Source organism: Shimia sp. (assembly GCF_965227725.1).
In the GTDB taxonomy this organism is placed as follows: Bacteria; Pseudomonadota; Alphaproteobacteria; order Rhodobacterales; family Rhodobacteraceae; genus Shimia.
On the sequence record NZ_CBDDGH010000006.1, the window covers coordinates 183777 to 206729 of the forward strand.

General features: G+C 54.2%; 21 protein-coding genes and 1 tRNA gene. 11 read left to right on the top strand and 11 right to left on the bottom strand.

Annotation, left to right across the window (positions count from 1 at the left end):
- Window positions 1-573: 573 nt before the first annotated feature.
- The 4 genes from ACO07T_RS18810 to ACO07T_RS18825 form a co-directional block, all read right to left on the bottom strand.
- On the bottom strand, window positions 574-1536 hold the full coding sequence (locus ACO07T_RS18810) for a PLP-dependent cysteine synthase family protein (RefSeq protein WP_422050653.1): 963 nt from the start codon (window positions 1534-1536) through the stop codon (window positions 574-576).
- Between the two features lie 24 nt (window positions 1537-1560).
- Window positions 1561-2589: an L-threonine 3-dehydrogenase gene (gene tdh, locus ACO07T_RS18815; protein WP_422051048.1), complete on the bottom strand. Its 1029-nt coding sequence runs from the start codon at window positions 2587-2589 to the stop codon at window positions 1561-1563.
- 11 nt (window positions 2590-2600) lie between these two features.
- A complete protein-coding gene (locus ACO07T_RS18820) occupies window positions 2601-3788 on the bottom strand; it encodes a glycine C-acetyltransferase (RefSeq protein WP_422050654.1) in 1188 nt (395 codons plus the stop codon).
- Window positions 3789-3936: 148 nt separating this feature from the next.
- Complete coding sequence (locus ACO07T_RS18825) at window positions 3937-4635, bottom strand: type 1 glutamine amidotransferase (protein WP_422050655.1); 699 nt, start codon at window positions 4633-4635, stop codon at window positions 3937-3939.
- Between the two features lie 218 nt (window positions 4636-4853).
- Here ACO07T_RS18825 and ACO07T_RS18830 point away from each other — a divergent pair, with 218 nt between their 5' ends.
- The 7 genes from ACO07T_RS18830 (at window position 4854) to ACO07T_RS18860 (ending at window position 12740) form a co-directional block, all read left to right on the top strand.
- Window positions 4854-5756 (top strand): N-formylglutamate amidohydrolase, encoded by a 903-nt coding sequence (locus tag ACO07T_RS18830; protein ID WP_422050656.1) that lies wholly within the window; start codon window positions 4854-4856, stop codon window positions 5754-5756.
- A gap of 14 nt (window positions 5757-5770) precedes the next feature.
- On the top strand, window positions 5771-7363 hold the full coding sequence (locus ACO07T_RS18835) for an ABC transporter substrate-binding protein (protein ID WP_422050657.1): 1593 nt from the start codon (window positions 5771-5773) through the stop codon (window positions 7361-7363).
- A 73-nt stretch (window positions 7364-7436) separates the two neighbouring features.
- The gene (locus ACO07T_RS18840) at window positions 7437-8402 is read left to right on the top strand and encodes an ABC transporter permease (RefSeq protein ID WP_209065766.1); all 966 of its coding nucleotides are present in this window, start codon (window positions 7437-7439) and stop codon (window positions 8400-8402) included.
- A gap of 10 nt (window positions 8403-8412) precedes the next feature.
- Entirely contained in the window at window positions 8413-9348 is a 936-nt protein-coding gene (locus ACO07T_RS18845; RefSeq protein ID WP_209065767.1) for an ABC transporter permease, read from the top strand.
- A gap of 3 nt (window positions 9349-9351) precedes the next feature.
- Window positions 9352-11055 carry a dipeptide ABC transporter ATP-binding protein gene (locus ACO07T_RS18850; protein ID WP_422050658.1) on the top strand — a complete coding sequence of 568 codons (1704 nt, stop codon included), beginning with the start codon at window positions 9352-9354 and terminating at the stop codon, window positions 11053-11055.
- A 70-nt stretch (window positions 11056-11125) separates the two neighbouring features.
- Window positions 11126-12058, top strand: a complete 933-nt coding sequence (locus ACO07T_RS18855) for a LysR substrate-binding domain-containing protein (RefSeq protein ID WP_422050659.1) — start codon at window positions 11126-11128, stop codon at window positions 12056-12058.
- A 457-nt stretch (window positions 12059-12515) separates the two neighbouring features.
- Window positions 12516-12740, top strand: coding sequence for a hypothetical protein (locus ACO07T_RS18860; protein WP_422050660.1), 225 nt, complete (start codon window positions 12516-12518; stop codon window positions 12738-12740).
- Between the two features lie 907 nt (window positions 12741-13647).
- On the opposite strand, the gene ACO07T_RS18865 is transcribed toward ACO07T_RS18860, so the two are convergent.
- From ACO07T_RS18865 to ACO07T_RS18875, 3 genes are all read right to left on the bottom strand, one after another.
- Window positions 13648-13962, bottom strand: a complete 315-nt coding sequence (locus tag ACO07T_RS18865; RefSeq protein ID WP_422050661.1) for a hypothetical protein — start codon at window positions 13960-13962, stop codon at window positions 13648-13650.
- On the bottom strand, window positions 13913-14167 hold the full coding sequence (locus ACO07T_RS18870; RefSeq protein ID WP_422050662.1) for an Arm DNA-binding domain-containing protein: 255 nt from the start codon (window positions 14165-14167) through the stop codon (window positions 13913-13915). The genes ACO07T_RS18865 and ACO07T_RS18870 overlap by 50 nt, the downstream gene beginning before the upstream one ends.
- Before the next feature lie 124 nt (window positions 14168-14291).
- Window positions 14292-14381 (bottom strand) — tRNA-Ser (locus ACO07T_RS18875).
- A 469-nt stretch (window positions 14382-14850) separates the two neighbouring features.
- Between ACO07T_RS18875 and ACO07T_RS18880 the strand changes: the two genes are divergently transcribed.
- The 4 genes from ACO07T_RS18880 (at window position 14851) to ACO07T_RS18895 (ending at window position 16900) form a co-directional block, all read left to right on the top strand.
- A complete protein-coding gene (locus tag ACO07T_RS18880) occupies window positions 14851-15318 on the top strand; it encodes a YHS domain-containing (seleno)protein (protein WP_422051049.1) in 468 nt (155 codons plus the stop codon).
- 78 nt (window positions 15319-15396) lie between these two features.
- Window positions 15397-15768: a rhodanese-like domain-containing protein gene (locus tag ACO07T_RS18885; protein WP_422050663.1), complete on the top strand. Its 372-nt coding sequence runs from the start codon at window positions 15397-15399 to the stop codon at window positions 15766-15768.
- A 2-nt stretch (window positions 15769-15770) separates the two neighbouring features.
- The gene (locus ACO07T_RS18890) at window positions 15771-16607 is read left to right on the top strand and encodes an alpha/beta hydrolase family esterase (protein WP_422050664.1); all 837 of its coding nucleotides are present in this window, start codon (window positions 15771-15773) and stop codon (window positions 16605-16607) included.
- A complete protein-coding gene (locus ACO07T_RS18895; RefSeq protein WP_422050665.1) occupies window positions 16607-16900 on the top strand; it encodes a hypothetical protein in 294 nt (97 codons plus the stop codon). The genes ACO07T_RS18890 and ACO07T_RS18895 overlap by 1 nt, the downstream gene beginning before the upstream one ends.
- On the opposite strand, the gene mdoH is transcribed toward ACO07T_RS18895, so the two are convergent.
- From mdoH to ACO07T_RS18915, 4 genes are read right to left on the bottom strand one after another with little or no spacing between them, the layout of a single operon-like run.
- The gene (gene mdoH, locus ACO07T_RS18900; protein ID WP_422051050.1) at window positions 16883-18769 is read right to left on the bottom strand and encodes a glucans biosynthesis glucosyltransferase MdoH; all 1887 of its coding nucleotides are present in this window, start codon (window positions 18767-18769) and stop codon (window positions 16883-16885) included. The genes ACO07T_RS18895 and mdoH overlap by 18 nt on opposite strands.
- The gene (locus ACO07T_RS18905; protein WP_422050666.1) at window positions 18766-20289 is read right to left on the bottom strand and encodes a glucan biosynthesis protein; all 1524 of its coding nucleotides are present in this window, start codon (window positions 20287-20289) and stop codon (window positions 18766-18768) included. Before ACO07T_RS18905 ends, mdoH begins: the two co-directional genes overlap by 4 nt.
- Window positions 20276-21496 carry an OpgC family protein gene (locus ACO07T_RS18910; RefSeq protein ID WP_422050667.1) on the bottom strand — a complete coding sequence of 407 codons (1221 nt, stop codon included), beginning with the start codon at window positions 21494-21496 and terminating at the stop codon, window positions 20276-20278. The genes ACO07T_RS18905 and ACO07T_RS18910 overlap by 14 nt, the downstream gene beginning before the upstream one ends.
- 15 nt (window positions 21497-21511) lie before the next feature.
- On the bottom strand, window positions 21512-22876 hold the full coding sequence (locus ACO07T_RS18915; protein ID WP_422050668.1) for a tetratricopeptide repeat protein: 1365 nt from the start codon (window positions 22874-22876) through the stop codon (window positions 21512-21514).
- Window positions 22877-22953 lie beyond the last annotated feature (77 nt).

A 22953-nucleotide genomic window follows, 5' to 3' on the forward strand; every position in this document is an offset into this window, starting at 1 on the left:
GGGCCGCAGCACCGTATTATTTACCTCTTAGAAAACTGCGTAGATCTGAATCTGAAAACTAGCCTCCATCGAATGTCGGAGCTGGTCAGCTTTACATATTCAAAGGTCGATTTCGAACCATGTGACCCACACGTTGGTCTACCCAAGTCGCCTATCCGAAACAGGCTTGCCGCAGCAAATGGGGGCTATCTCGAATTTATCCTGTAGGCAGCAGAAGACGTGCTCAAATTAATTGTAGACGGTATTCTGGGGGCGCTTGATAATGACGATTGGCTAACCATCCCCCGTAAGGCCGCCGTTCAGGAATCCCAGCAGTTTTTATCTGCCTGCAAGACCACAACCGCACGGGCCTTGGCAAAGGCAGGAGGCAATAGAATTTGTTATCGGCATCGATTTTGACCAAGTGTCTCTTGGCAATATCGATAGTTCCAGCCGTCTTGATTTCACTATTGTGGGACAACTGTAAACGCAGCCAGGCGCCACTCCATTCGTGGACTATCTGAGGAGTTCGAAGTTCTTACTGTTTAGGTAAGGTGCATAGGCTTGTGAGGCGCGCTTATTGTATCAGGTAACTTACCCAAAGAGATCCGTCGAAAGATACTTTAAACCAGAGTCACAGATTATGACGGCTACTGTTTGGCCCTTGTGAGGGCCTTTTAACAATTCGATTGCCCCAGCTACGTTTGCGCCTGCAGAGAAGCCGGCAAAAACCCCCTCTAGCCGCGCTAGGTCGCGCACGGTTTGGCGCGCAGTGTCCCCATCTACTTGCAAGAACCCATCCCACTTTAGGTTCCGCAAAAAGTCGAGATCGGCCATTACATAGCCGCCACCTTGGATGGGATGATCAGGCTTGACAACATCTTGCCCTGCAATCACCGCAGCACCTTCAGGTTCGATAGGATAGCATTTGATGTTAGAATTTTTTGAGCGCAGGAACTTAGACGTACCTGCAAGAGTTCCCCCGGATCCGACAAAATCGCAAAACGCGTCAATATCGCCGTCGGATTGCTCCCAAAGCTCGGGACCTGTCATTTGTTCATGGGATCCCGGATTGCCCGCACGGCGGAATTGATCTGCGCGGAATGCGTTGCGATCTCTGGTCAAGTCGGCGGCAACACGATCCACTTCAGCCAGATCAGCACCTGAAACCTCCCCCGGCCGACTGCCAGGCAACTGATCCACCAGAACCACCTCGGCACCGAGCGCGGCCATCATGCGCGCGCGCTCAGGCGAGTTGCCTTTCGACATAACCGCGACAAAAGGGTAGCCTTTTATCCCGCAAACGATGGCCAGGCCGGTGCCCATATTCCCGCTCGTTAGCTCTACGACAGTTTGCCCCGGTTTGAGGGAGCCATCACGTTCGGCGGCCTCAATGACACCAAGCGCTACCCGATCTTTTTTGGAGAAACCGGGGTTCAGGTGGTCGAGCTTAGCGAGGATTGTTCCCTCACAGCCATAATGCTTTACCAACCGGTCAAGCCGAACCAGCGGCGTATTCCCAATGGCCCCAAGAATGGACGTGTGCGTGTTCGTCATGGTGTATCTCTTCAACAGCGTTTCTTAGGTCCAGTTCAGAACAACTTTGCCAGATTTCCCAGATTTCATTGCGGCAAAACCTTTAGCGAAGTCATCCACATCGAACTGGTGCGTTATGACGCGACTGACATCTAGTCCGTTCTGCAGCATCGCAATCATTTTGTACCAGGTTTCAAACATTTCTCGACCGTAGACACCCTTGATAGTGATGGCCTTGAATACGATGCGCGACCAGTCGACCGGCGACCTTCCAGGAGGAATGCCCAAGAGTGCAATCTTGCCCCCCATCACGAGGGCTTCGATCATCTGGTCCAGAGCAATTTGCGAACCGGACATCTCAAGCCCCACATCAAAACCCTGTGCCATACCCAATTCCGAGATGACATCATGCAGATCTTCGGTTGTGACATCGACGGCCCGGACAGTTGGTGCCACGTGTTGCGCCAGCTTTAGGCGATCTGGGTTGATATCGGTGATGACAACGTTTCGCGCGCCTGCGTGGCGCGCTACCGCAGCGGCCATGATGCCTATCGGACCTGCACCCGTTATCAAAACATCTTCGCCCAGAAGGTCAAAACTGAGCGCGGTGTGCACAGCATTGCCAAGCGGATCGAGGATCGCGCCAATCTCATCCGGAATATCATCTGGTAGCGGAATTACGTTGAATGCAGGCAACTTTAGATACTCCGCAAATGCCCCTTGTTCATTCACGCCAATCCCGCGCGTACCTGGATCCAGGTGAAATTTTCCGGCGCGGCTTTGACGGCTGTCGCTGCTTATCAGGTGGCCTTCTCCAGAGCATCGCTGGCCGATTTCAAGGCCGGTCACATCTCTGCCGATCTCAACAATTGTACCTGCGAACTCATGGCCTGTGATCATCGGGTAGGGCACAGTGTTGGCTGCCCAGTCATCCCAGTTCCATATGTGAATGTCTGTGCCGCAAATACCGGTTTTGTTAATGCGGATCAGCACTTCGTCTGGAGCGACTTCCGGAACCGGTGCCTGTACCATCCAAAGCCCTTCTTGCGGCCTCGATTTCTCTAGAGCCTTCATTGTATTTGGCTTCATGAAATGACTCCAAGTGCTCGGCCAACCTTTCCGAAAGCTTCCAGAGCGCGATCCAGCTCGTCTTTAGTCAAAGCTGCATTCATTTGTGTTCTGATCCGAGCTTGCCCGCGGGGGACAACAGGAAAAAAGAACCCGGAGACATATACACCTTCGTCAAACAGCCTGTTGGCCATCTCTTGTGCAAGCGTTGCCTCACCCAACATGACGGGTATGATCGGATGCTCACCGGGCAGAAGGTTAAAGCCCAATTGAGCAAGCCCCGCACGCCAATAGCGGGCGTTCTCAAAAAGCTTCTCGCGACGGTCGCCCCCTTCTTCGACCAGTCGGATAGCTTCTAGGCCAGCGGCGACAATGGCGGGCGGGAGCGAATTTGAGAACAAATAGGGCCGCGCCCGCTGCCGCAGCAGGTCGATCACCGGCTGCGGCCCAGCGATATAGCCGCCAATTGCCCCTCCAAGTGCTTTGCCTAGAGTGCCGGTGAGAATGTCCACATCAACGCCAAAATGGTCTGGCGTGCCAGCACCTCGCGGCCCCATGAAACCGGTTGAGTGGCAATCGTCCACCATCACGACCGCATCATAGTCTCTGGCCAGCTTCGTGATTTCAGGCAGGTTGGCCAGATAGCCATCCATGGAAAACACGCCGTCCGTGGCAACCATAATGTGGCGTGCGCCTTCATTGCGTGCGTGTTTCAGCGTCGCTTCCAGATCTTTCATATCGTTGTTCGCGTAGCGATAACGTTTTGCTTTGCAAAGCCGCACACCATCAATGATCGATGCATGGTTCAAACTGTCGGAGACAATTGCATCTTCAGGCCCCAATAGAGGCTCAAAAAGCCCGCCATTGGCATCAAAGCAGGCAGCAAAGAGAATAGCATCGTCTTTACATAGAAAGCCGGCCAACTTCTGCTCAAGTTCACGATGAATGTCCTGTGTTCCGCAGATGAAGCGAACTGACGCCATGCCAAAACCCTTTGGATCCATGGAGTTTTTTGCAGCAGCGATAAGAGCTGGATGATCAGCCAAGCCAAGGTAGTTGTTGGCGCACAGGTTGATAACCGTCTTACCGCCGACGGCAATCTCACCGGCTTGAGGCGACGTGATCATTCGCTCGCGTTTGTACAAGCCGTCAGCCTCGATCTGAGCGAGGGTGTTTGAGATATGAGACAAGAATGCTTCCGACATGTGCGACCTCCGTTGATGAAGGTATGTCTATCATAGCGGATTTGAGTCCGAAATAGGAGATTTCCGCTTTGATGGAAAATTTCCATCAAGCAGGAACTCAATCGAAGCTATATGTCGCTTCTGTTGGACGATTTTTAGAAGCCCCTAGCTAGCACGCGCGCTTAAGAAAACCCGCCATCCAATCCACGCTCTTTGGCGTGTCGTCCCTTCCTTGCAGCGATGCCAAGCCCGTCGATGCCGCCAATCCCATGCGTTCCTTTCGACGATTGATAAGATCTGCATTGAGCTCGGGCGTGAAGTCAGGGTGCTGTTGGATTGCTAAGAAATGATCACCAATTGTGAAGCCACTGTAGGGGCAAAAATCACTGGATAAGAAGACCTCAGCGCCTACAGGCAGGTCCGTCACTTGGTCTTGGTGCATTGCGTGCAGCCAGATATCGAGCTCCTTTCCGGCCCACTCTGTATCGCGGATCACATCCACAGGCATCAAACCAACGCCCCATCCCTTCGAAGAGCGGGCCACCTCGCCGCCGAGCGCATGTGCGATAGCCTGATGCCCGTAACATATGCCGATCAGAGGAATTTTGCCTGCGTGTAGACGTCGAATGAATGCAAACAGATTGTCCTGCCACGGGAAATTTTCGAAAACTGAGTATTTGCCTCCAGTGATGAGATAAGCATCAAACGCGAATGGGCTTGGCAGTGAATCTGTAACTGCACTTATGACCGTCCAAGACGCATTGGGTAGATGCGGCTCCAGAGATTGTCGGAACCTCACCGGGGAAGGTGGATGCTTTGGTTTCTCGTTTGGATCACTGTGTCCGATGTGAAGTATACATATTTTCATAGTTTTTGACCGTGCTGACTGACTGGAGCGTGTTAGAGCGATCGTACCACCTGAGCGCGGGGCAAAAAACGGTATTGCCTAATTTGATAGGTCCATAAGCGCTCACCCTATAAGCCAAAATTATGAGGGAAGAGGGTAGCTCAATAAGCTTTCTTGGTTCCGCAACTGCTCGTAGCCTTGATTCAAATTTGCTTTAAACAAAGGTTAAGAGCTAAGCCATGTTGATAGAATCCAGCGCAGACACCACGGCCCATCTATCTGACGTCGTGCGTGTGGTTGAGAAGAACGCCCCCCTGATGCTGTCGTTTCCGCATTCGGGAGACGTTTATCCAGAAGACTTTGGATTCGACCCCAAACTTACCTACGCAGAAATTGACCATCCGTCAGACAAGTACGTCGATGAACTCTTTAGCGGGGCAGAAGCCTTGCCACTTAGCACCATCAAAGCGAACTTCCCGAGGGCCTATGTCGATGTCAATCGGCATCAGCACGACATTGACGCCAACATGTTAGAAGATCCAGAAAACTGGCCAGGACGATTTCTGCCAGGATCGGTTGATGTAGGCGCGACGCTGTTTTGGTCGAAGGCCTATGGCACACCGATCTATGATCGCAAGCTAAGTAATGCCGAAGCAAAGCGCAGACTTGCTTGCTATTTCATTCCTTATCATCAGACCATGACCCGTATGATTGAGCGTCTGCGCGACATGCATGGTGAGGTCTACATTGTGGATTGTCACTCGATGACCCAGTTCGACGCTGAGATGCGCGGGGGCAAACAGCGGCCAGAAATCGATATCGGAACGCGCCGCGGAACGTCTTGCGCCCCAGACATTGCCGAGAAAATGGCGGAGCTGTTTGCCGCGCGCGGGTATGATGTTGGCATGAACAAGCGCTTCATCGGTGGGGAGATCACGCTGCGGTACGGGTGGCCCGAGATCAATCAGCACATCTTACAAGTGGAGCTTCGCCGCGACCTTTACATGACAGAGGCAACGCGGGAGCGAAATGAGAACTTCGCGAAAGTGCAGGCGGATTGCGCCTGGGTTTTGCAAGAATTCAAAACATTCACCGAACACCGCACCGGCGGGGCAAAACAGCCCCAACCAAACAAAAAATGAGAGGAGGAACACCCATGAAAACGGCTTTGGCGATTATAGGATTGTCCGCTGCATTGACTCTACCCGCGGCCGCTCAGGCAGAAACGCTACGGATGGCATTCTCCTCTGCACCACGGTCCATTGATCCCTATCCCTTTGGCGGAACACCCACGGCTTCCTTGAAAGAACACGTTTTTGAAGCTCTGGTGGCTGCAGACGACTCTCCACTTCTGGCCGAGAGCTGGCAATGGACCAGCTCCACATCTCTAGAGGTGAAGCTGCGCCAGGATGTTGCCTTCCACGACGGAACGGCGCTGACGGCCCGTGATGTGGTTTATTCGGCGTGTCGTATGATGCACCTGATTGACGGCAAGCGAAATTTGCTCACCAGTTCGATGGGGCCAATCACTGATGTGGTCGCGGTAGACGATCATACTGTCCGTTTTGAAATGAAAGCGCCGTATCCGCTTTGGATTCAAAAAATGAAGTTCCTGTCGATATTGCCTGCGGCAGGTGCGGATACTCCCGTAGGGCCGCTTACCTATGATGACCAAGGTGATTGCGGCGGTATCACCTATCCGACGCGAGCGGAATTTGAGGCAGGCGGCGCCGCGATTGGAACCGGGCCATACAAATTTGTGAGATTTGATAAATCCGGCGAAGCAGATTTGGTCAAAAATGCCGATTATTGGGGCGGTGCTCCCGAGTGGGACGAGGTGCAAATCAGAACCATCGGCAATGCCGGAGCGCGTCTTGCGGGCTTGTTGGCGGGCGACTTTGATCTGATTGAAAATCCAACAACAGAAGATCTGCCAGGCTTGAAAGCCAATGAAGATCTGACTTACACCGCAGTACCGTCTTGGCGTTCAATCTTCCTAGTTCTGGATGTGAATGCAGAAGGCGCCAAAGGTGTGCGTGCAGAAGATGGTAGTGCACCGCTCGCAGATCAGCGGGTGCGCCAGGCAATGTCGATGGCGATCAATCGCCAGGCGATTGCCGATAGACTCTTTGGAGGAGAAGCGACCGTCGCAAATCAGTTTTCTCCAAAGTATCGCGCTGGGGCGCCAGAACTCGCGGAGTTGCCCCATGATCCGGCTAAGGCCAAGGAGCTCTTGGCAGAGGCGGGGTATCCGGATGGCTTTGAAATCGATTTTTTTGCCCCGTCTGATCGCTATGCAAATGGCGCGCGGGTGGCCCAAGCAGTGACGCAATATCTCTCGCGCATCGGGATTAAGGTGAACCTCAAGACTGAACCTTGGTCGGTATTTGCGGGGAAACGTCGTGAGAATGAACTGGGCGTCTTCATGTACGGTTGGGGACACCCTCAGGGGCCTGCCCAGATGATCTCCTTTGCATTCGCCTCAAGAGACAAAGAGCTTGGCTTGGGCTCATCAAACTACTCGAACTATCAAAATGATGGCTTTGATGCAGCGATGAAGGCTTGGGCTGTCGAAACTGATGAAACGCAAGCCAACGCCTATCTCGGTGAAGCGATGCGGATTGTCGTCGATGAGTTGCCCGGCATTCCACTTTACTATCAGCATACGATTTGGGCGCATCGCGCCGATCTCGAAGTGAACGGACGTCAGGACGAGCGCACCAGCGCCACCACTGTTAGCCGTAAGTGATCAACTAGAACCGCAGTAGATTGCCGAGCCTGCTGTAAGGCCCGGCAACTCGCGAACCGCCGGAGGGGGCATTATGTTGAGTTTCGTCACCAAGCGACTTGGGCAAAGCGCCGTGTTGGTGCTGATCATGTCGGCTCTGGTTTTTGTGGGGATGTATGTTGTCTCCGATCCAGTCGCTGTACTCGCCGGGGAAGACTTCACAGAGGAAGATCGCCTGGCGTTGGCGCAGGAACTGGGCGTAGATCGACCGCTCTTCCTCCAGTATCTGTCTTTTTTAGGGAATGTGCTGCAAGGTGATTTTGGGACATCGTTTGTCTACAATCGCCCTGTCATGGATCTGATTTTGGAGCGCTTGCCAGCAACTTTGGAGGTGGCCTTCTTTGCCATGTTCATAGGCCTGGTGGTTGGTATTCCGCTGGGTGTGTACTCTGGGTTGAACCAGAAGAAACGCAGCACCAAAGCCATCAGTTTCTTCACCACCGTTGGCTACTCCATACCGAATTTTTGGCAGGGCGTTTTGCTGATCATGCTGTTCTCGGTTTGGTTTAAGGTTCTGCCTGCCTCGGGCCGAGGCGATACCGTAGATGTCTTCGGTGTGGGTTGGTCAGTGTTCAGCCTTGATGGCCTGAGCCACCTTATGCTTCCGGCCCTTAACCTGGCGATTTACACGATTTGCCTGCAGGCGCGACTTGCAAGGTCAGGCACGCAGGAAGTTATGTATCAGGACTACATGACCTTTGCGCGCGCCAAAGGAATCAGCCGCGAACGGATCATCCGCCGTCATCTTGTGCGCAACATTCTCATTCCCATTGTGACAATTACAGGTTTGCAGCTGGGTGGCCTCATAGCCTTTGCAACAGTTACCGAGACGGTTTTTTCTTGGCCCGGCATTGGCAAATTGCTTCTGGACAGCATCCACAATTCGGATCGCCCAGTTGTTGTCGCCTACCTGATCCTGATCACCCTCATGTTTGTCACCATAAACTTTGTCGTCGATGTGCTCTACGCGCTGCTCGACCCACGTATTCGTTATACTTGAGGAGAAAGAGATGCCTGTTGATACCACAACTGCTGACATTGGAAGCCCTTCTTCTCCAGATAAGCCGGAACCCAGATTTTTGGAAAATGTCGCCAAAATCTTCAGAGGTCATCCGGCAGCCATCTGTGGGTTGATTGGAATTTCAATCTTTATCTTTCTTGCGATTTTTGCCCCTCTGATTGCGCCCCAAGACCCATATGACCAGACACGACTAGATATTCTGGATGGCCTTTTGCCACCTGGATCGACGCTTGGTGATGGCACGACCAGTCTACTTGGCACCGATGCATTGGGACGAGATATTTTATCGGCCGTACTCTATGGATTGAGGATTTCGCTCTTTGTCGCATTGGTTGCTGTAATTGTTGGCTCTGCGATTGGGGTTTTCATGGGGCTTCTGGCGGCAATGAAAGGCGGCTGGGTCGAAACCGTAATCATGCGGACCGTCGATCTGAAAATGAGCTTTCCCGGGATTTTGTTGGCGCTGATGGTGCTCGCAATTTTCGGAACAGGCATCGACAAAGTCATCATCGCCCTCATTATCGGTGCCTGGGCATCGGAGGCGAGGTTGGTCCGTGCGGTCGCTCTGTCAGAGTTGAAGAAAGACTACATTCACGCAGCCCAACTTGCAGGTCTGTCTGACTGGCGAATCATGGGACGGTTCCTTTTCCCGAACTCAATCTCCCCAGTTCTGGTGGTGCTACCTATGTCCATTTCGAGCGCAATCGGAGCAGAGGCAACCCTTTCTTTCCTAGGAGTGGGCGTGCCCATCACCGAGCCCTCGCTGGGTTTATTGATCGCCAATGGCAACGACTACATCTTGTCTGGCAAATGGTGGATCAGTATTTTCCCAGGCCTCGTTTTGGTTGGCATGGTGCTTTGTATCAACGTAGTGGCAGATCGTTTGCGTGATCACGCCAACCCCTATCTGCGCGGCAAGGAGTGAACCATGACTGATCAGCTTGTACACGTCGAGAATCTGACCGTGGCCTATCCGATGGCGGACGGTGCAGTTTTCCGGGCGATTGACGAATTTTCCATGACCGTTAAGCGCGGACAAATTGTTGGCGTCGTTGGTGAAAGTGGTGCCGGAAAATCGACCATCGGCAAAGCGACGCTAGGTTTGCTTGATGAAAATGCAGTGATCGACACCGGGGGCGTCATGCTTGATGAGGTGATGGTCACACGGCTGGAAGAGCACGCATTTGCGGACATTCGGGGCTCCAAAGTCGGATATATTTATCAGAATCCGATGACCGCGCTCAATCCAGTTCTCACCATTGGCGAGCAGCTGATCGAAGCGATCGAGGCCAATACCAACAAGCGCGGGCAGGACGCGCGTGCTTATGCGATTGATCTGTTGGAGCAAGCGGAAGTCCCTCTGCCTGAAGAAAGATTGAGCAAATACCCGCATCAACTTTCGGGTGGCCTGTGCCAGCGTATTGTTTTTGCTATCGCAATCAGTGCCAAACCGGATTTGATTATTGCGGATGAACCGACAACAGCACTTGACGTCACAGTACAGAAGGCTGTGCTCGGAACGCTTGTCAAACTCACACGCCAAGAGAATATCGCGATTATTTTGATTACGCACGATATGGGTGTCGTGGCCGAGATGTGTGACTATGTTTATGTTTTGAGACATGGGAAACTTGTTGAGGAAGGCACCACTGCGCAAGTGCTGAGCAATCCCAGCGAACCCTATAGTCGGGAATTGATGGCGGCGATCCCGCGGATCGACCACAAAATCGAGCGCTTTGCTGTGCCTGGCGGTCTGGGTAAAGCGGAAGATCGCAAGCGCGCCATAGATTATCTGATGTCTCGCAAAGCAGATGCGGGCGTTGAAGGGGCGCCCCTTTTGAGTGTGAGAAACCTCTCAAAGACGTTTGCGATGAAGGCAACAGCCCTAAAGGCGGCGACCGATTTCAAAGCAGTATCTGATATAAACTTCGATGTATTTCCCGGGGAGACTTTGGGGATAGTCGGTGAAAGCGGGTCCGGAAAATCGACCGTTGGCAAGATGATCCTAGGACTGCACAAGCCAGATCCCGGGTATGAAATCACTTATAAGGGCCACAACATCGACGATCTGAAATCAAAGGCGCAAAAGCTCGCTCATCGCCAGTCGCTGCAGTGTATTTTTCAGGATCCATACTCTTCTCTCAACCCGCGCATGACTGCAGGAGATAATATCACTTATGCCCTTAGGGCGCATGGCGTGCTCAGCCGCGCGCAGGCGCGTGAACTGTCCGGGGATCTCATGGAACTTGTCGGCTTGCCCAGAGCATCGGCTCGAAAAATGCCCCATGCGTTTTCTGGTGGAGAACGCCAGAGAATTGGCATTGCGCGGGCTCTGTCGTTCCGACCAGATTTCATTTTCTGCGATGAGCCAACCTCTGCCCTGGATGTGACTGTACAGGCGGAGTTGTTGAATCTTATGAAAGATTTACAAGAGCAACTTGGGCTCACACTGCTTTTCGTCAGCCATGATCTGGCTGTTGTGAGACAAATGTGTGATCGCGTTATGGTGATGCGCGCGGGGGAGGCTGTGGAAATTGGAGCCTGTGACAAAGTTCTGGTTGCGCCGGAACATGAATACACCCGGGGCTTGCTTGCCGCAATGCCAAGGTTCCGCCCTGAAGAGGTGGCATAAGATAGGTTTGAGATCTCCGTGTATCTGTGCTGGGATGCAATGGCAGCTTTGCATTGGATGAGGCGACACCATGGCTGACGGCATTAAGTCCAACAGAATCAGACGGCTGAAACATATTGAGGCTTTTTCAGCGGTGATTTCGACCGGTTCGTTTTCTGCAGCCGCGCGCCAACTGGGTGTTTCTCAACCTGCGATCAGTCAGCTGATCAAGGTGCTGGAGGATGTCATCGGCGCGCCGCTCTTTATCCGCAGAAACGGCGCGATTTTCCCGACAAGCCGCGCGGAGAGCTTGCGAGAAGATGCCGTGAGTTTGCTGGCACATCTGGATCGTTTCCAGGCGCAGCTGAGCTATGGGCGAACGGGCGTGCTATCTACAGTGCGGCTGACTGCGTCGATGAGCATAGCTAGCGAACTGTTGCCGAGTATTGTGGGCGAGATCGTCGCGGATCATCCGGATGCGATGTTTTATGTCAGCTCGGTCCCCCTCTCCTCAATGGTTCAATCTCTCATTCAAGGGCATGTTGATTTCGCCTTCCACACCCGCCCGCTTGAGCATCCTGGGCTGCACAACGCAGAAGTTGGCGTTGCACCCCTAGTGGCAGTCATGAGAGCGGATAATCCTTTGGCTGCGGCAAAATCTTTGAGCGTCCGCGATTTTGCAGGACAGCGCATTATTTCCTCAACACGCAACGATCCGGCATTCCACTATTTTTCCAAACTTTGGCACGAAAATGGTGTTTCCATAAAAACAGTTTTGCAATCTCCGTTTGCTGGCTTCGCCATCCGCATGGTGGAGGCTTTGTCCGCAGTCACCTTCAATAACGCCTTGGTGGCAGTGAAAATCTGCAATCGAGACCCCAACTTGGTCATGCGGCGGGTAGAAGGCGTGGACTTCGAAACTTCTTTTTTTCTGGCCTGTGCTGATTGGCAGAACGGATCTGACACGCAGAAAAAGCTGATCGCTGCCTTTGAAACCCTTGCCGTCAACACGTCAACGGAATGATTGTAGAGTCAGTCCAAAGTTCGCTTTTTATTAGGCGCCGCACTGCTAGATGATGGTTTCTCAACAAGATTGGCATTCTGTTATTCTCGTTCGCTAAGCATCTAGGCGCAGGCGCTAAGTGTGGTGGTTGGTTTGGGTGCCTCGTGGAGGAGATGCTTAACCAGGATGTTGGTGACCCCGACACGACAAACGCGGTGCGCAGCCCTGAGTAAAATCGTGTACGTAGCGAGGTCAAAGGCCTCATAAAAGGCTAGCTAAGCAATGGTGGCCATTTTCAAGTCAACGAGCCAAACCCAAATAGCCGAAAGGGCAATACCGTGTGTGTCGTTCCTGTAGGAATTCCGGCCGTTTGCCTGCCTGAAGAAGGCAGCAAAGGCACTTCTACCTAGGCAAACGCAGGGGGTGACCAGCGCCTGGTACAGATACTTCCACCACCTCGCAGTAGTGGTGTCGGAAGGTGAAACACTACAACCACACCATCATGCCAGAGATAACTGGCTTAAATTGGAAACTCACATCCACTCATTCTGTCTCGGACGTCGATACCGCGCAGGAAGTCGAGCAGGCCGTGTTGCGCAGCTTTGCCGAGTACCAGCTACCGAGTAACGGAGAAATTCTTCAAAGTGAGGAGGCGACGAAGGTACAATTGGCGATAATCAGCGCGTCTGCATCGGCTCTTTGATTGCATTCGACGTTCGCGTCTCTCGGGAATTCGTACTAGTTCACATCAGTGTGCCCAGCAGTGTTTAGGCTCGAGACCGAAGCTATTCAGGTCATTGGCCTCGCGGCGTTTTTTGTCCGCACTGTGCGAGTTCGAACTTCTTCAACTGCGCACAAGCAGGGGGCCCTCCGTCAATCTTTGCAAAGCCCGCTTTCTGTCCATAGCTGCCGTTGGTGCAAAACTCGTCTAACGGCGGCTACCAGCCCTGAGCGACATAGGACTTGCGCGCAGCTAAGGACCCCAGCGAGCCCATTCTGTGATTTCGTTTTTGCGCGGCTCGCGCTCGCAGCGCAAAAATTTCCCCACGCGCGAAGTCTAGTGTGCCGCAGTGGCGCTGCAAACTGGGCCGGTCGCTGCCAAAGTTGGCTCAACACATCGACCCGCTCCAATGCCCGTCGCAGCGAATGGGTCGAGAACCGGAAATGGATCTCATTTCGCCTGAGCTTCTTGTTTCCGACAAAGGCTGGAACCATCCAGATTTCGATAACAACTTTTTTCAGCAGCGTCGCAGTCGAGTGATGAAACCGGTGCGGTTCGATGTCGAGGCATTTCGACAGCACAGGTAGCTATTCACGGAGCGACGCTGTTCGGAGCTGTTGTCTCACCGTGTTCAATTAAAGCAGCTATGCAATGGAGCCGTGTTCGAAGCGCCTCTGACAGGGGTGGTGAAACTCTTTCTGCAGCCTACGGATCGACACAAGAACGATACGTTTTTTGACGCCATTCCCCCGCAATAGGACCTTGCCGAAATTTGAAAATGCATCGCGAGCGTCAATTTCGGTAGGCGTACTGATCTGTGGCTCTTTTGGCAATAAGGGTCTTGATGATCAGCAATGTAACTTCGTTCTGCGATGCCGCTGTCGTGGTGTCACTCTTCCACAGGGCTCTCATACAACGCCATCATCCCCCAGCAATGAACGTCGATATGTCGTGCCGAAATGGCACCGTAACCGGGTGCCAGTACGTTCGCGAGCAGGCGCGATTGCGGGCGTTTGTAGCCAAAGCGCGTGCCCCAGCTGTTACGGAAGATAAACCATCCGCCGCCGGGTGCGTCTGTGTCGTCGATCCGCCCAACGGTGCAGATCGCGTGGCCCAGCTGCCGCTGCCCATCAGCCAGTGCATCCGATCGCGGGTCAGGGATCACGCCGGTGCGCCAAGCGCTGCCGATTGTCCACGGTGCCAAGTCCAAACTCCCGGCGCTGCCCCCTCACCATAACGCGCAATAGCCAGCGCCTGGCTCCAGACTTGTCGACCTGCAGAAAAAGGCCCCCTCCGTCCATATGACGTCCTGGAGGCGCATTCCGGACGAATGACGCTTTTAATTTCTTTTCGACATGTGGTCCGGATTTGATTCCGGGACGATGATCGGTGTTGGATGGATCTTTCATTTTCACCCCACAATTTACCCCACAATTTTTGCGGGAACATAATGGCTAAATGTTGGGGTCTTGAAGGAGAAATACCGAAAACCTTGGGCTTTCACGCTCCCAACACCTGTCAATCCGGTGCAAATGGCGGAGACGAAGGGATTCGAACCCTCGATACCGTTTCCGGTATACTCCCTTAGCAGGGGAGCGCCTTCGACCACTCGGCCACGTCTCCGCGGACCCGTATATGTGCAGGCCTGACGGGACACAAGACCCAAAAACACGTTTTCAAGAATTCCTTGAGTTTCGATGTGACGCCTCTCAAACGTCCCTGCGACTCATAGTGTGTTAGGCCTTCAGGCCAGGAAGCCGAAGCGAGTTTGTGTTTAGGCGCAGCGCAATAATGCGGAGTGGTTCTGTTGCTAGAAGGTCCAGCCGTGGTAACAGACTCGCAATCAATGAGTGAAATTTGTGACAGTCTGCTATTAAGATAGGCCATTGGCTTAGAACAAAAAATTCACAAGTATCTGTTGATATGACCGCGTTAACTTCGCGCTGCTACACAACCCTTCACACCCACGCGAGGATGGCTGCGCGCGGCGTCGATGCTGTGTTACGCTGATCTCAACTGAAATGATCACGTTATTAGGAGAGTTATCGTGAAGTGGCTTATTGCACCTGCCTTTGTGGCACTAACCTCGACCATGGCCTTTGCTGGGGAGCAGTATGTTGATGAAACCGGTTACGCGGTTTCGGGTTACGATGTTGTGGCCTATTTTGGGCTTGAGCAGGCCCCTGTGGGCAGCGCGCAGCCAGCAGCAGTTCCTGGCAACAAGAGCATCACCGCTGACTACAACGGCGCGACCTTTGCTTTTGCCTCTGAGAAGAACAAAAAGGCGTTCTTGAAGGATCCGGAAAAATATGCTCCGAAATATGATGGCCACTGTGCATATGGTGTGTCCAAAGGCGGCAAGGTTCCTGGCAACCCGAATCTGTGGCGGATTGTTGATGGTAACCTCTATCTCAACATCACCAAAAATGTGGTAGGCTTCTGGGAGGAAGATATTCCGGGGAATATCTCGCTGGCACAGGGCAACTGGGGTGGCATTGAATCAAAATCGGCGTCAGACAGCACGATCCCTAACTTCTCGTCGCCTGCGCCGACAAACTAAGACAATACTATGAGGCTCTCACGGCGGTCTGTGCTCGCGCTTGGAGGTGTGGCTGCAGTTGGGGTGGGGGCTTCGTTCATGCTGCCCACTTCGCGTGCGGATGTGGCGCACATTATGACACCTCAGGAAGCTTTTCAAGCTGCAGAAAGAGGTGACATCCTGCTTGTAGATATTCGCCGCCCTGATGAATGGGCGGCGACTGGTGTACCGGCGCCGGCGGTGCCGATCGATATGCGTGCGCGCGATTTCATTGAGCAAGTTTCAAATGCACGCGCATTTCCTGCACAGCCTGTTGCCGTTATTTGCGCGCGCGGAGTACGCTCTGCGCGGGTCACTCGGCAGCTTGAAGCGGCCAATCTGACACCGATCATTGATGTGCCGGAAGGAATGCTGGGGTCCCGTGCTGGCCCTGGATGGCTCAAAACAGGATTGCCGGTGAGGACTCAATAGTGATGCGATGGACCATGTTGGCGGCTCTGGCCTTTACTGCAATGAGTGGTTCCGCTGCATGGGCATGCTCTAGTGAGACACCCTGTGAGGTGGGGGAGCGGGCCTACTATGTCGCGTTGCCTGAGGGGCAAGAACAGCCAGCCCCCGCCGTTGTTTACATCCATGGATGGGGGGGCAGTGGGAAGGGGGCACTCCGCAATGGGGGCATGGTGTCTGCGTTTTTGGAGCGGGGCTATGCAGTGATTGCGCCTGATGGCGTACCTCGAGAAGGGCGTAGCGGGCGCAGTTGGGGATTTCATCCAAATTCAGGCAGGCAGTTGGAGGAAATTTCCTACCTACAGGCTGTGCGGGATGATGCGATCGAACGCTTTGATCTGGACCCGGATCGCATTGTGTTGGCTGGCTTTTCCATTGGTGGATCGATGGTTGCCTATACCGCCTGCCTTGATCCCAGTTCTTTTGCCGCCTACGCGCCTGTCGGCGGAAATTTCTGGCGCCCGCATCCGACAGAATGTGCCGGTCAGGTGCGGATGTTGCACACGCATGGGTGGACAGACGGAACGGTTCCGCTGGAGGGGCGCGTGGTGAATCGTGTGCCAGTGACCGATCCGGATGCTTTCGCTCAAGGCGATATTTTTTATGCGATGTCTCTCTGGCGCGAGACCAACAAATGTGTGCACCTGAAAGCGGATCGCTTTGTCACACAAGGACAGTTCTGGCGGCGTATCTGGGACCGCTGTGCACCGGACTCTGCGTTGGAATTGGCACTGTTCCCTGGGGGGCATGCTATTCCAAGGGGCTGGTCTGATCTTGTTGTAGATTGGTTTGAGGGGCTGTGATGTTGGTCGCAGGTATATCAGTTGCTGCGCTTGTCACCGGGATTTTGCTCCCGTTACGGTGGGGCGTTTATGGGTTTGTCGGCGGCGCAGCAGTTCTTTTCCTGATGCAAGTCGGGATCAATTCCGCTGGTGGTTTTGCCGGTGCAAGTTTTGAGGAGAGCCTGTTGTTGTTCAACGGCTCATACCTTTCATATTTCGGATTTAACTTGCAGATAAGCTATCGCGCCTTTGCTGCGCCGCTATTGGCTTTGGCGCTGCCGATAATCTATCGCTTGTCACTCCGCCGCAATTGATTGCGGCGCAGCGGTTTCTGTCAGCACAGATTTCATCCAAGCCCGTTCATTCCGCGCCAACGACACGATCTTTGGCTCGATGAGTGTGTGCGGTGTGTCGAGGCGTAGCACGCGGCTTGCGGCATTCGCGACAGGCACTGAGCTGAGCTTTGACAGGGGTACAGCAGCTGCGAGGCTGAAAGCGATCGGCAGGATCAAAAGCGAGATATCTGCAAAAATCATGCCTCCGATGAGTGCAAGGCCAAACACGGTCTCAATCCAATGGAACCGCAAGGTCGCCAACCATCCGTAGCCGTTCCCGCTCCGGTCTTGTGGCGCCCACGCATTTTTGCGCCCAAGAAGTGCGGAGGTCGCTGCAATGGTGTGGTGGACCATCATGATCGGAGCATAGAGCACAGAGAGCAGAACTTCGACGAGCATTGACCCGATAAAGACCCGACGTGAGCCGTAGGCTGCGCGTGTTTTAGATTGCAGACCAAAAATGACAGCACCGGCGATTTTTGGGAACAAAAGCATGCCGTAGATGAAAGCGAGGTAGAACCAGGCCATACTGGTTGGGGTTTCCTGCCATATCGGCATCAACGGGTTCGCCGGTGAAAAATAGCTGGGTGGAGTGTCGTCGCTGACGCCGACAAAGGCCCAAAGGGTGATCACCGCGAGCCAAGCGGGCGACATCAGAAAGGCGAGGGCGCCCAACAAAAGGTGAAAGCGTGAAATGACATGGAAGCCGCGCGCCGTAAGGATACGCAAATGCTGCATATTGCCATGGCACCAGCGGCGATCCCGCACGACATAGTCAATCAGGGTTTGTGGTGTTTCTTCATAGCTTCCTGTGACGCGGGGCAAAAGACGGACGGCCCATCCTGCACGGCGCAACATGCCTGCTTCGACAAAGTCGTGGCTCAGCAAAAGATGTTTTGCGCCGCGCCAGCCCTTCAGGTGCGGAAGGCGGGCGCTTTCAGCAAATGCGCGTGTGCGAATGATCGCGTTGTGGCCCCAATAGTTGCCTTCGTGTTGCGACCAGCAGGCCAACCCCTCGGCAATCAGCCAGCCGTAGACGGAGTTCGAAAACTGTTGCACGCGGCCAAAAAGTGTCTGAGCGCCAATCAACATTGGACGGCTTTGAATGAGACCTGCATCCGGATCAGCCGCCATGGCGCGCGCGAGTTGTCGAATTGCTTTGCCGCTCATCAAACTGTCTGCGTCAAGGATCACCATGGAGTCATAAGCGGCACCCCAGTTTTCGATCCATTCGGTGAGGTTGCCCACTTTCTTGTCGGTATTTTCCTCGCGACGGCGATAAAACACTTTGGTGTCTGGGTGTGCTGAACTGCTAAGTGCCTGATAGGCGCGTTCTTCCATCGCGGCGACTTGCGGGTCGCGCGTGTCACTGAGGATAAAGAGTGTGTAGCAATCTTCTCCGGGACCATCTGCAAGCTCTCGCATCATAGCTGAGGCATTGCCAAAAACATCCCAGGGCGTTTCGTTGTAGACGGGCATCAACAGGGCGATTTGAGCGGATTGACCGTTCACGCTGCCGCGGGTCATACGCATGCCGCCAAGTGCTGTGCTGACCAGCCCCAGACAGGCATTGGTTGCCGAAAATGCAAGCCACACAGTCGAAAGCGCAATCAGCGCCAAGACAATGGCGTCAATCGTCGAGACGCCGCCGCGGCTCAAATACGTTGAGAAGGACGTGCAGATCAGGGTCGTCAACGTGATGGTTGGTACAAAGGCCGCTAGGCGCCAAAGGTGACGCCCCGGACGTCCGGCATGTTCCATGGAGCGCCTGCTGCCGACTTCTGAAAAAGTCTGAGCCGGCATCGCGAGCGGTGCTCGCGGGGGCATATGGGGATGCTCAGGCGTCATGCGGTCCACCGGTAAAGCCACACCTCACTCAGCGGTGCGTCTTCGAGCCGAAGTTGTGCGCGGAACTCAATGAGCGACTCGTCTCCTGGATGAAACTTGAAGGCCAGTCGAGGTCCACCGGTTTCCGGATTGCGCTGCAAGACGCCGGAGGACACTTCGCCGGCGCTGCTGTTCACCACAATTTCAATCTCGGAGAGATCTGCCGGCACAGTTTCGGCGTCGGCAAAATCAATCAGTACGATGGTTCCGTTGTTTTCAAAAGCGGAACCAATCATCGTGTTGAGTACGGTGAGGCCTTGCCCGTAGCTGACCTCTTCGCTCCATGTGAGACGATAAGACAGTTGGGTTTCCGTGCCGCGGGTCAGACCGCCTGCTGGACGCCAGTAGCATACGATATTGTCGTAGATCTCGGACTGGGTCGGGATTTCGATCAGCGTGACCGCACCTTCGCCCCAATCGCCTTTGGGTTCCACCCAAACGCCCGGGCGGCGGTGATAGAGCGCTTCAAGATCCGCAAAATCGCTGTATTCGCGCGCGCGCTGCAGAAGGCCGAAACCTTTGGGATTGTTGTCTTGAAAGGCGCTGATCTGCAGCGCGGAAGGGTTTGCCAGTGGGCGCCAAATGGTCTCGCCCGCGCCGTTGCTGATCAGCAGACCGTCCGTGTCATGCACGGCAGGACGAAAGTCGGTGAAGCGATGTCTGTTGGTTTGATCGTATTGGAACATCGACGTCAAAGGCGCGATGCCAATGTTGTCGATATCGCGACGCGGGAACAGATGCGTTGTGATGTCCATGGTGAGGGCTTTGCCCGGCGTTATCTCAAAACGATAAGCACCTGTGCAGCTTGGGCTATCAAGCAAAGCATGGACAATGAAGGTTACTTCATTGGGGCCAGGTTTCTCAATCCAGAAAGCACGGAAATCCGGGAACTCCTCGCCCTCGGGTGAGGCTGTATCGATGGCCAGACCTCGCGCGGATTGGCCATAGATGTTTCCGGTCCCAATGGCACGGAAATAGCTCGCGCCCTGGAATACGGCGAATTCCTGATAGATGCCTGCCTTTTCCAATTCTGCGCGGAGCCGCAGGCCGGAATAGCCAAGCGTGTCATCGGTAGGCAGTTCAGGGAACTTGTCAGTTTTGTCAAAGACACCGAAATCAAATTTAAGCGGCTGAGCCATGCCGTTTTCGATAACTGAGATTTCGATCGGATGCGGAAAGTAGAGGCCCGGGGCGAAGACGTCCAATTGGAGCGGGGTCTCGGGTTCTTTGCTCCAGAGCGCATTGCGCACGTCAAACCAGATGGAGACGTAATCCTCATAACCGATTTCTGTCCATTCCTGCGGAATGCGCTTCGGCGGTTGGTAATCCTTCTGGCTAAGCGCACGGGCACGCTCAATCACCTCATTTGGATCAAACGAGACAGGCGCATGCAGTTGCAAACCGGGTTCGTTGCTGGCTTCAGCCAAAGCGGGGCTTGCGGCCAAGGCCGCCAAGCTGGCGATAAACTCACGTCTTAGCATTGGCGCCGCTCCGCTTTTTCCAAGGTTGAGATTTGTAGTAGGACGCTCCATAGGCCACGCCGACGATGATTGCCGCCCCGAGTAGGTTCACCCAGAACATAGAGAAATGTGTCCGGCCCACCTGATCCAGCAAAGCTCCCATCAGGCGCGCCAGGAACATGGAGGCGATGAAGACCGCCAAAGACTGCTGGCCGACTTTCAGGATGAGGGTGATCATGCGCTGCCAGATGTGTCCGATGGGCGAAGCTGGATCACGCGGCTGAAGGCGGTCGCCATTGCGGCCAGCCAGCACCCAGGCAACATAGGCAAGCGACAGGAAGTGGACATAGCGCAAGATGCCAAAGTTGGTCTTGTCGATCAGCACACGCCACTCTTTGCGCCACTCCAATGCCCAAGACAGCTCATTATAGAGACGGAAATAAGCAAACGGGAGGATGACCAAGAGCACAGCCACGGCCACCAGAAACAACCGATTGTCAACTGGAGGAGCCGGGAGCCAACGTGCGTTGAGCGCAAATCCCGTGAAGAAAATCAACTGCCAGCCAAATGGATTGAAGAACCATTGGCGTTCAGACCACGGCTCGGCGGGAAAATTGAGGTCATAGAGGTTCGCGCACAGCCAGACCGCGACCACGGCTGCAAACGCTAGCGCCTTGTTGATCTTTGCCAAGATCACCACTGCGGGCAACATCACGAGGATGACCATATACATTGGCAGAATGTCAAAATAGTTCGGCACATAGGTCAAAGTCAGCAGACCAAGCAGATTGGTTGGCGTGTCTTTGAAGAACGGGTGCAGGTTGAGCTGGCCGACGTAGTTGCGACCCTCTGGTAGAAGCGCGTTGAGCGCTACCATAGCAGTCGCGATTGCAAAAAACAGACAGATATGCGCCCAGTAAATTTGCCAGACACGATAACTGATCCGGACGGTGCCCATCATATTGCCCTGCTCGCGGAAAACACGGCCAAAGGCAAGGGCGCTCGCCATGCCAGAGCAAAAGACGAAGATTTCAGTGGCATCTGAAAAGCCGAAGCGGGCCGGGATCCAGAGCGTTAGCCAGTTGCCCGGGACATGGGCGATCAAGATGATGAACATCGCGATACCCCGGAAAAAATCTAGACGGATATCGCGTGTTTTGGCGCCGATCTGTGCGGCTGTATTCACTGCCGCCGGAGCGGAAGCAAAGGTCGGGTTTGCCACTCTCATAGTCCTCGTCCAGACTTAGTTTGCTGCCGTTGATGGGGTCGCCAACGAGCGCAGCTCGGCGATTTGGGCCATGCGTGATGCGCCAAATGCGTCTTCATGCCCGCCACGCAACCCAGTGCGTGCCCGCAGCAGCGCTTCGGTTTCCGCCAAATGACCAGCCCGCAGACCGGCTTCGATGGTGAGACGTTCGAAGATATCGCGTTGTGCGTGACTGCCCCCCATGGATTGGAAGTTGGTCTGTGCCGCGCGCAGGTGAGAGAAGGCAGTCGCGTAGTTTGCTTCGCCAAAGGCAGCCAGACCTTCAGAGGTCGCCACACCTGGCGAGAGCATCACGCGTGCCATTTCATCTTCTTTTTTGGCGTTTTCGGCCACGCGGGCATTCAAGCGCGCGACGGCGTCAGGTCGGGTTTCACCGATCAGCGCAAGCATGTAGTGCATGTCGGCAAAGGTCAGGCAGCCATCGTCAGAGCGCTTCTCTGCAAGATTGGCCAGTTCAACCCAGCGATCGCCCACATCAACACCTTCAAGTTCGAGACGCATCAGCAAAGAGCTTGCGTTTGAGAAGTCGCGATAGTCGTCGGTTTTCTCATCACGCACTTTGGTGTCGTAGAGGTCCAGAACCGTGCCAATGTCGCCCTGATCCAGGTGAAGAATGGCTTTGTGCCACCAGACGTGAAACCGGAAGTTGTTGCAGTGGTTCCACGCATCGAGATTGCTGTCGATGAGTGAGATGCCACTGTCGGTCTGATGTGTCATGTCATAAACATGCGCCACAGCATGAAGGCCCCAAGCGTCGTCTGCTGCGAATTCAAGCCCACGCAGGCCGACGTGTTCAGCCCGCTCATAGCGACCGTTTTCTTCAAGTGCGAAGGCGTGACATCCCAGTGCGTATCCGTAGAGCGGATGCGCAACCCCATGGGCGCTGATCACACGCTCGATCGACCGCAGCATGCCCTGGCTGTCGCCAAGCATAAAGCGAATGCCATGCGAGAGCTTCATGCTGATCGTGTCGGCATGATTGAGGCGCAGCGCTTCCTCCATGCGCACCACAGATTGAGAAGGCTTGCCTGCCAGCCAATCCGTCAGTGCGGCACACCAAAGACGTTCACGCTTTGTGGCGCCGCCCTGCGTCAGAGCACGCTGCGCATCATCGCTTGCGGATTGCGCAACGCTGACCAGCTCACGGCGGCCGAGCATCAAGCAGCTCAGGCCCTTCATGGCGTGGCCCATCGCAAAATCAGGAGCCAGGGTTAGCAGGCGGTTGAGATGGTCACCGGTTGTTTGGCCATGTGATAAGACACCAAGAATAACATTGTTCCATGCGCTCAAGGCCTCCTCGTTAGACAGACTTACCTCGCAGGCACTGATATCGGTCAGCATTATGAAACCTTTCGAACGCTTCAAGACAGTTTGAAAAATTATAGGTTGGGCACCAAATTCGCGCACATCACCAAAAC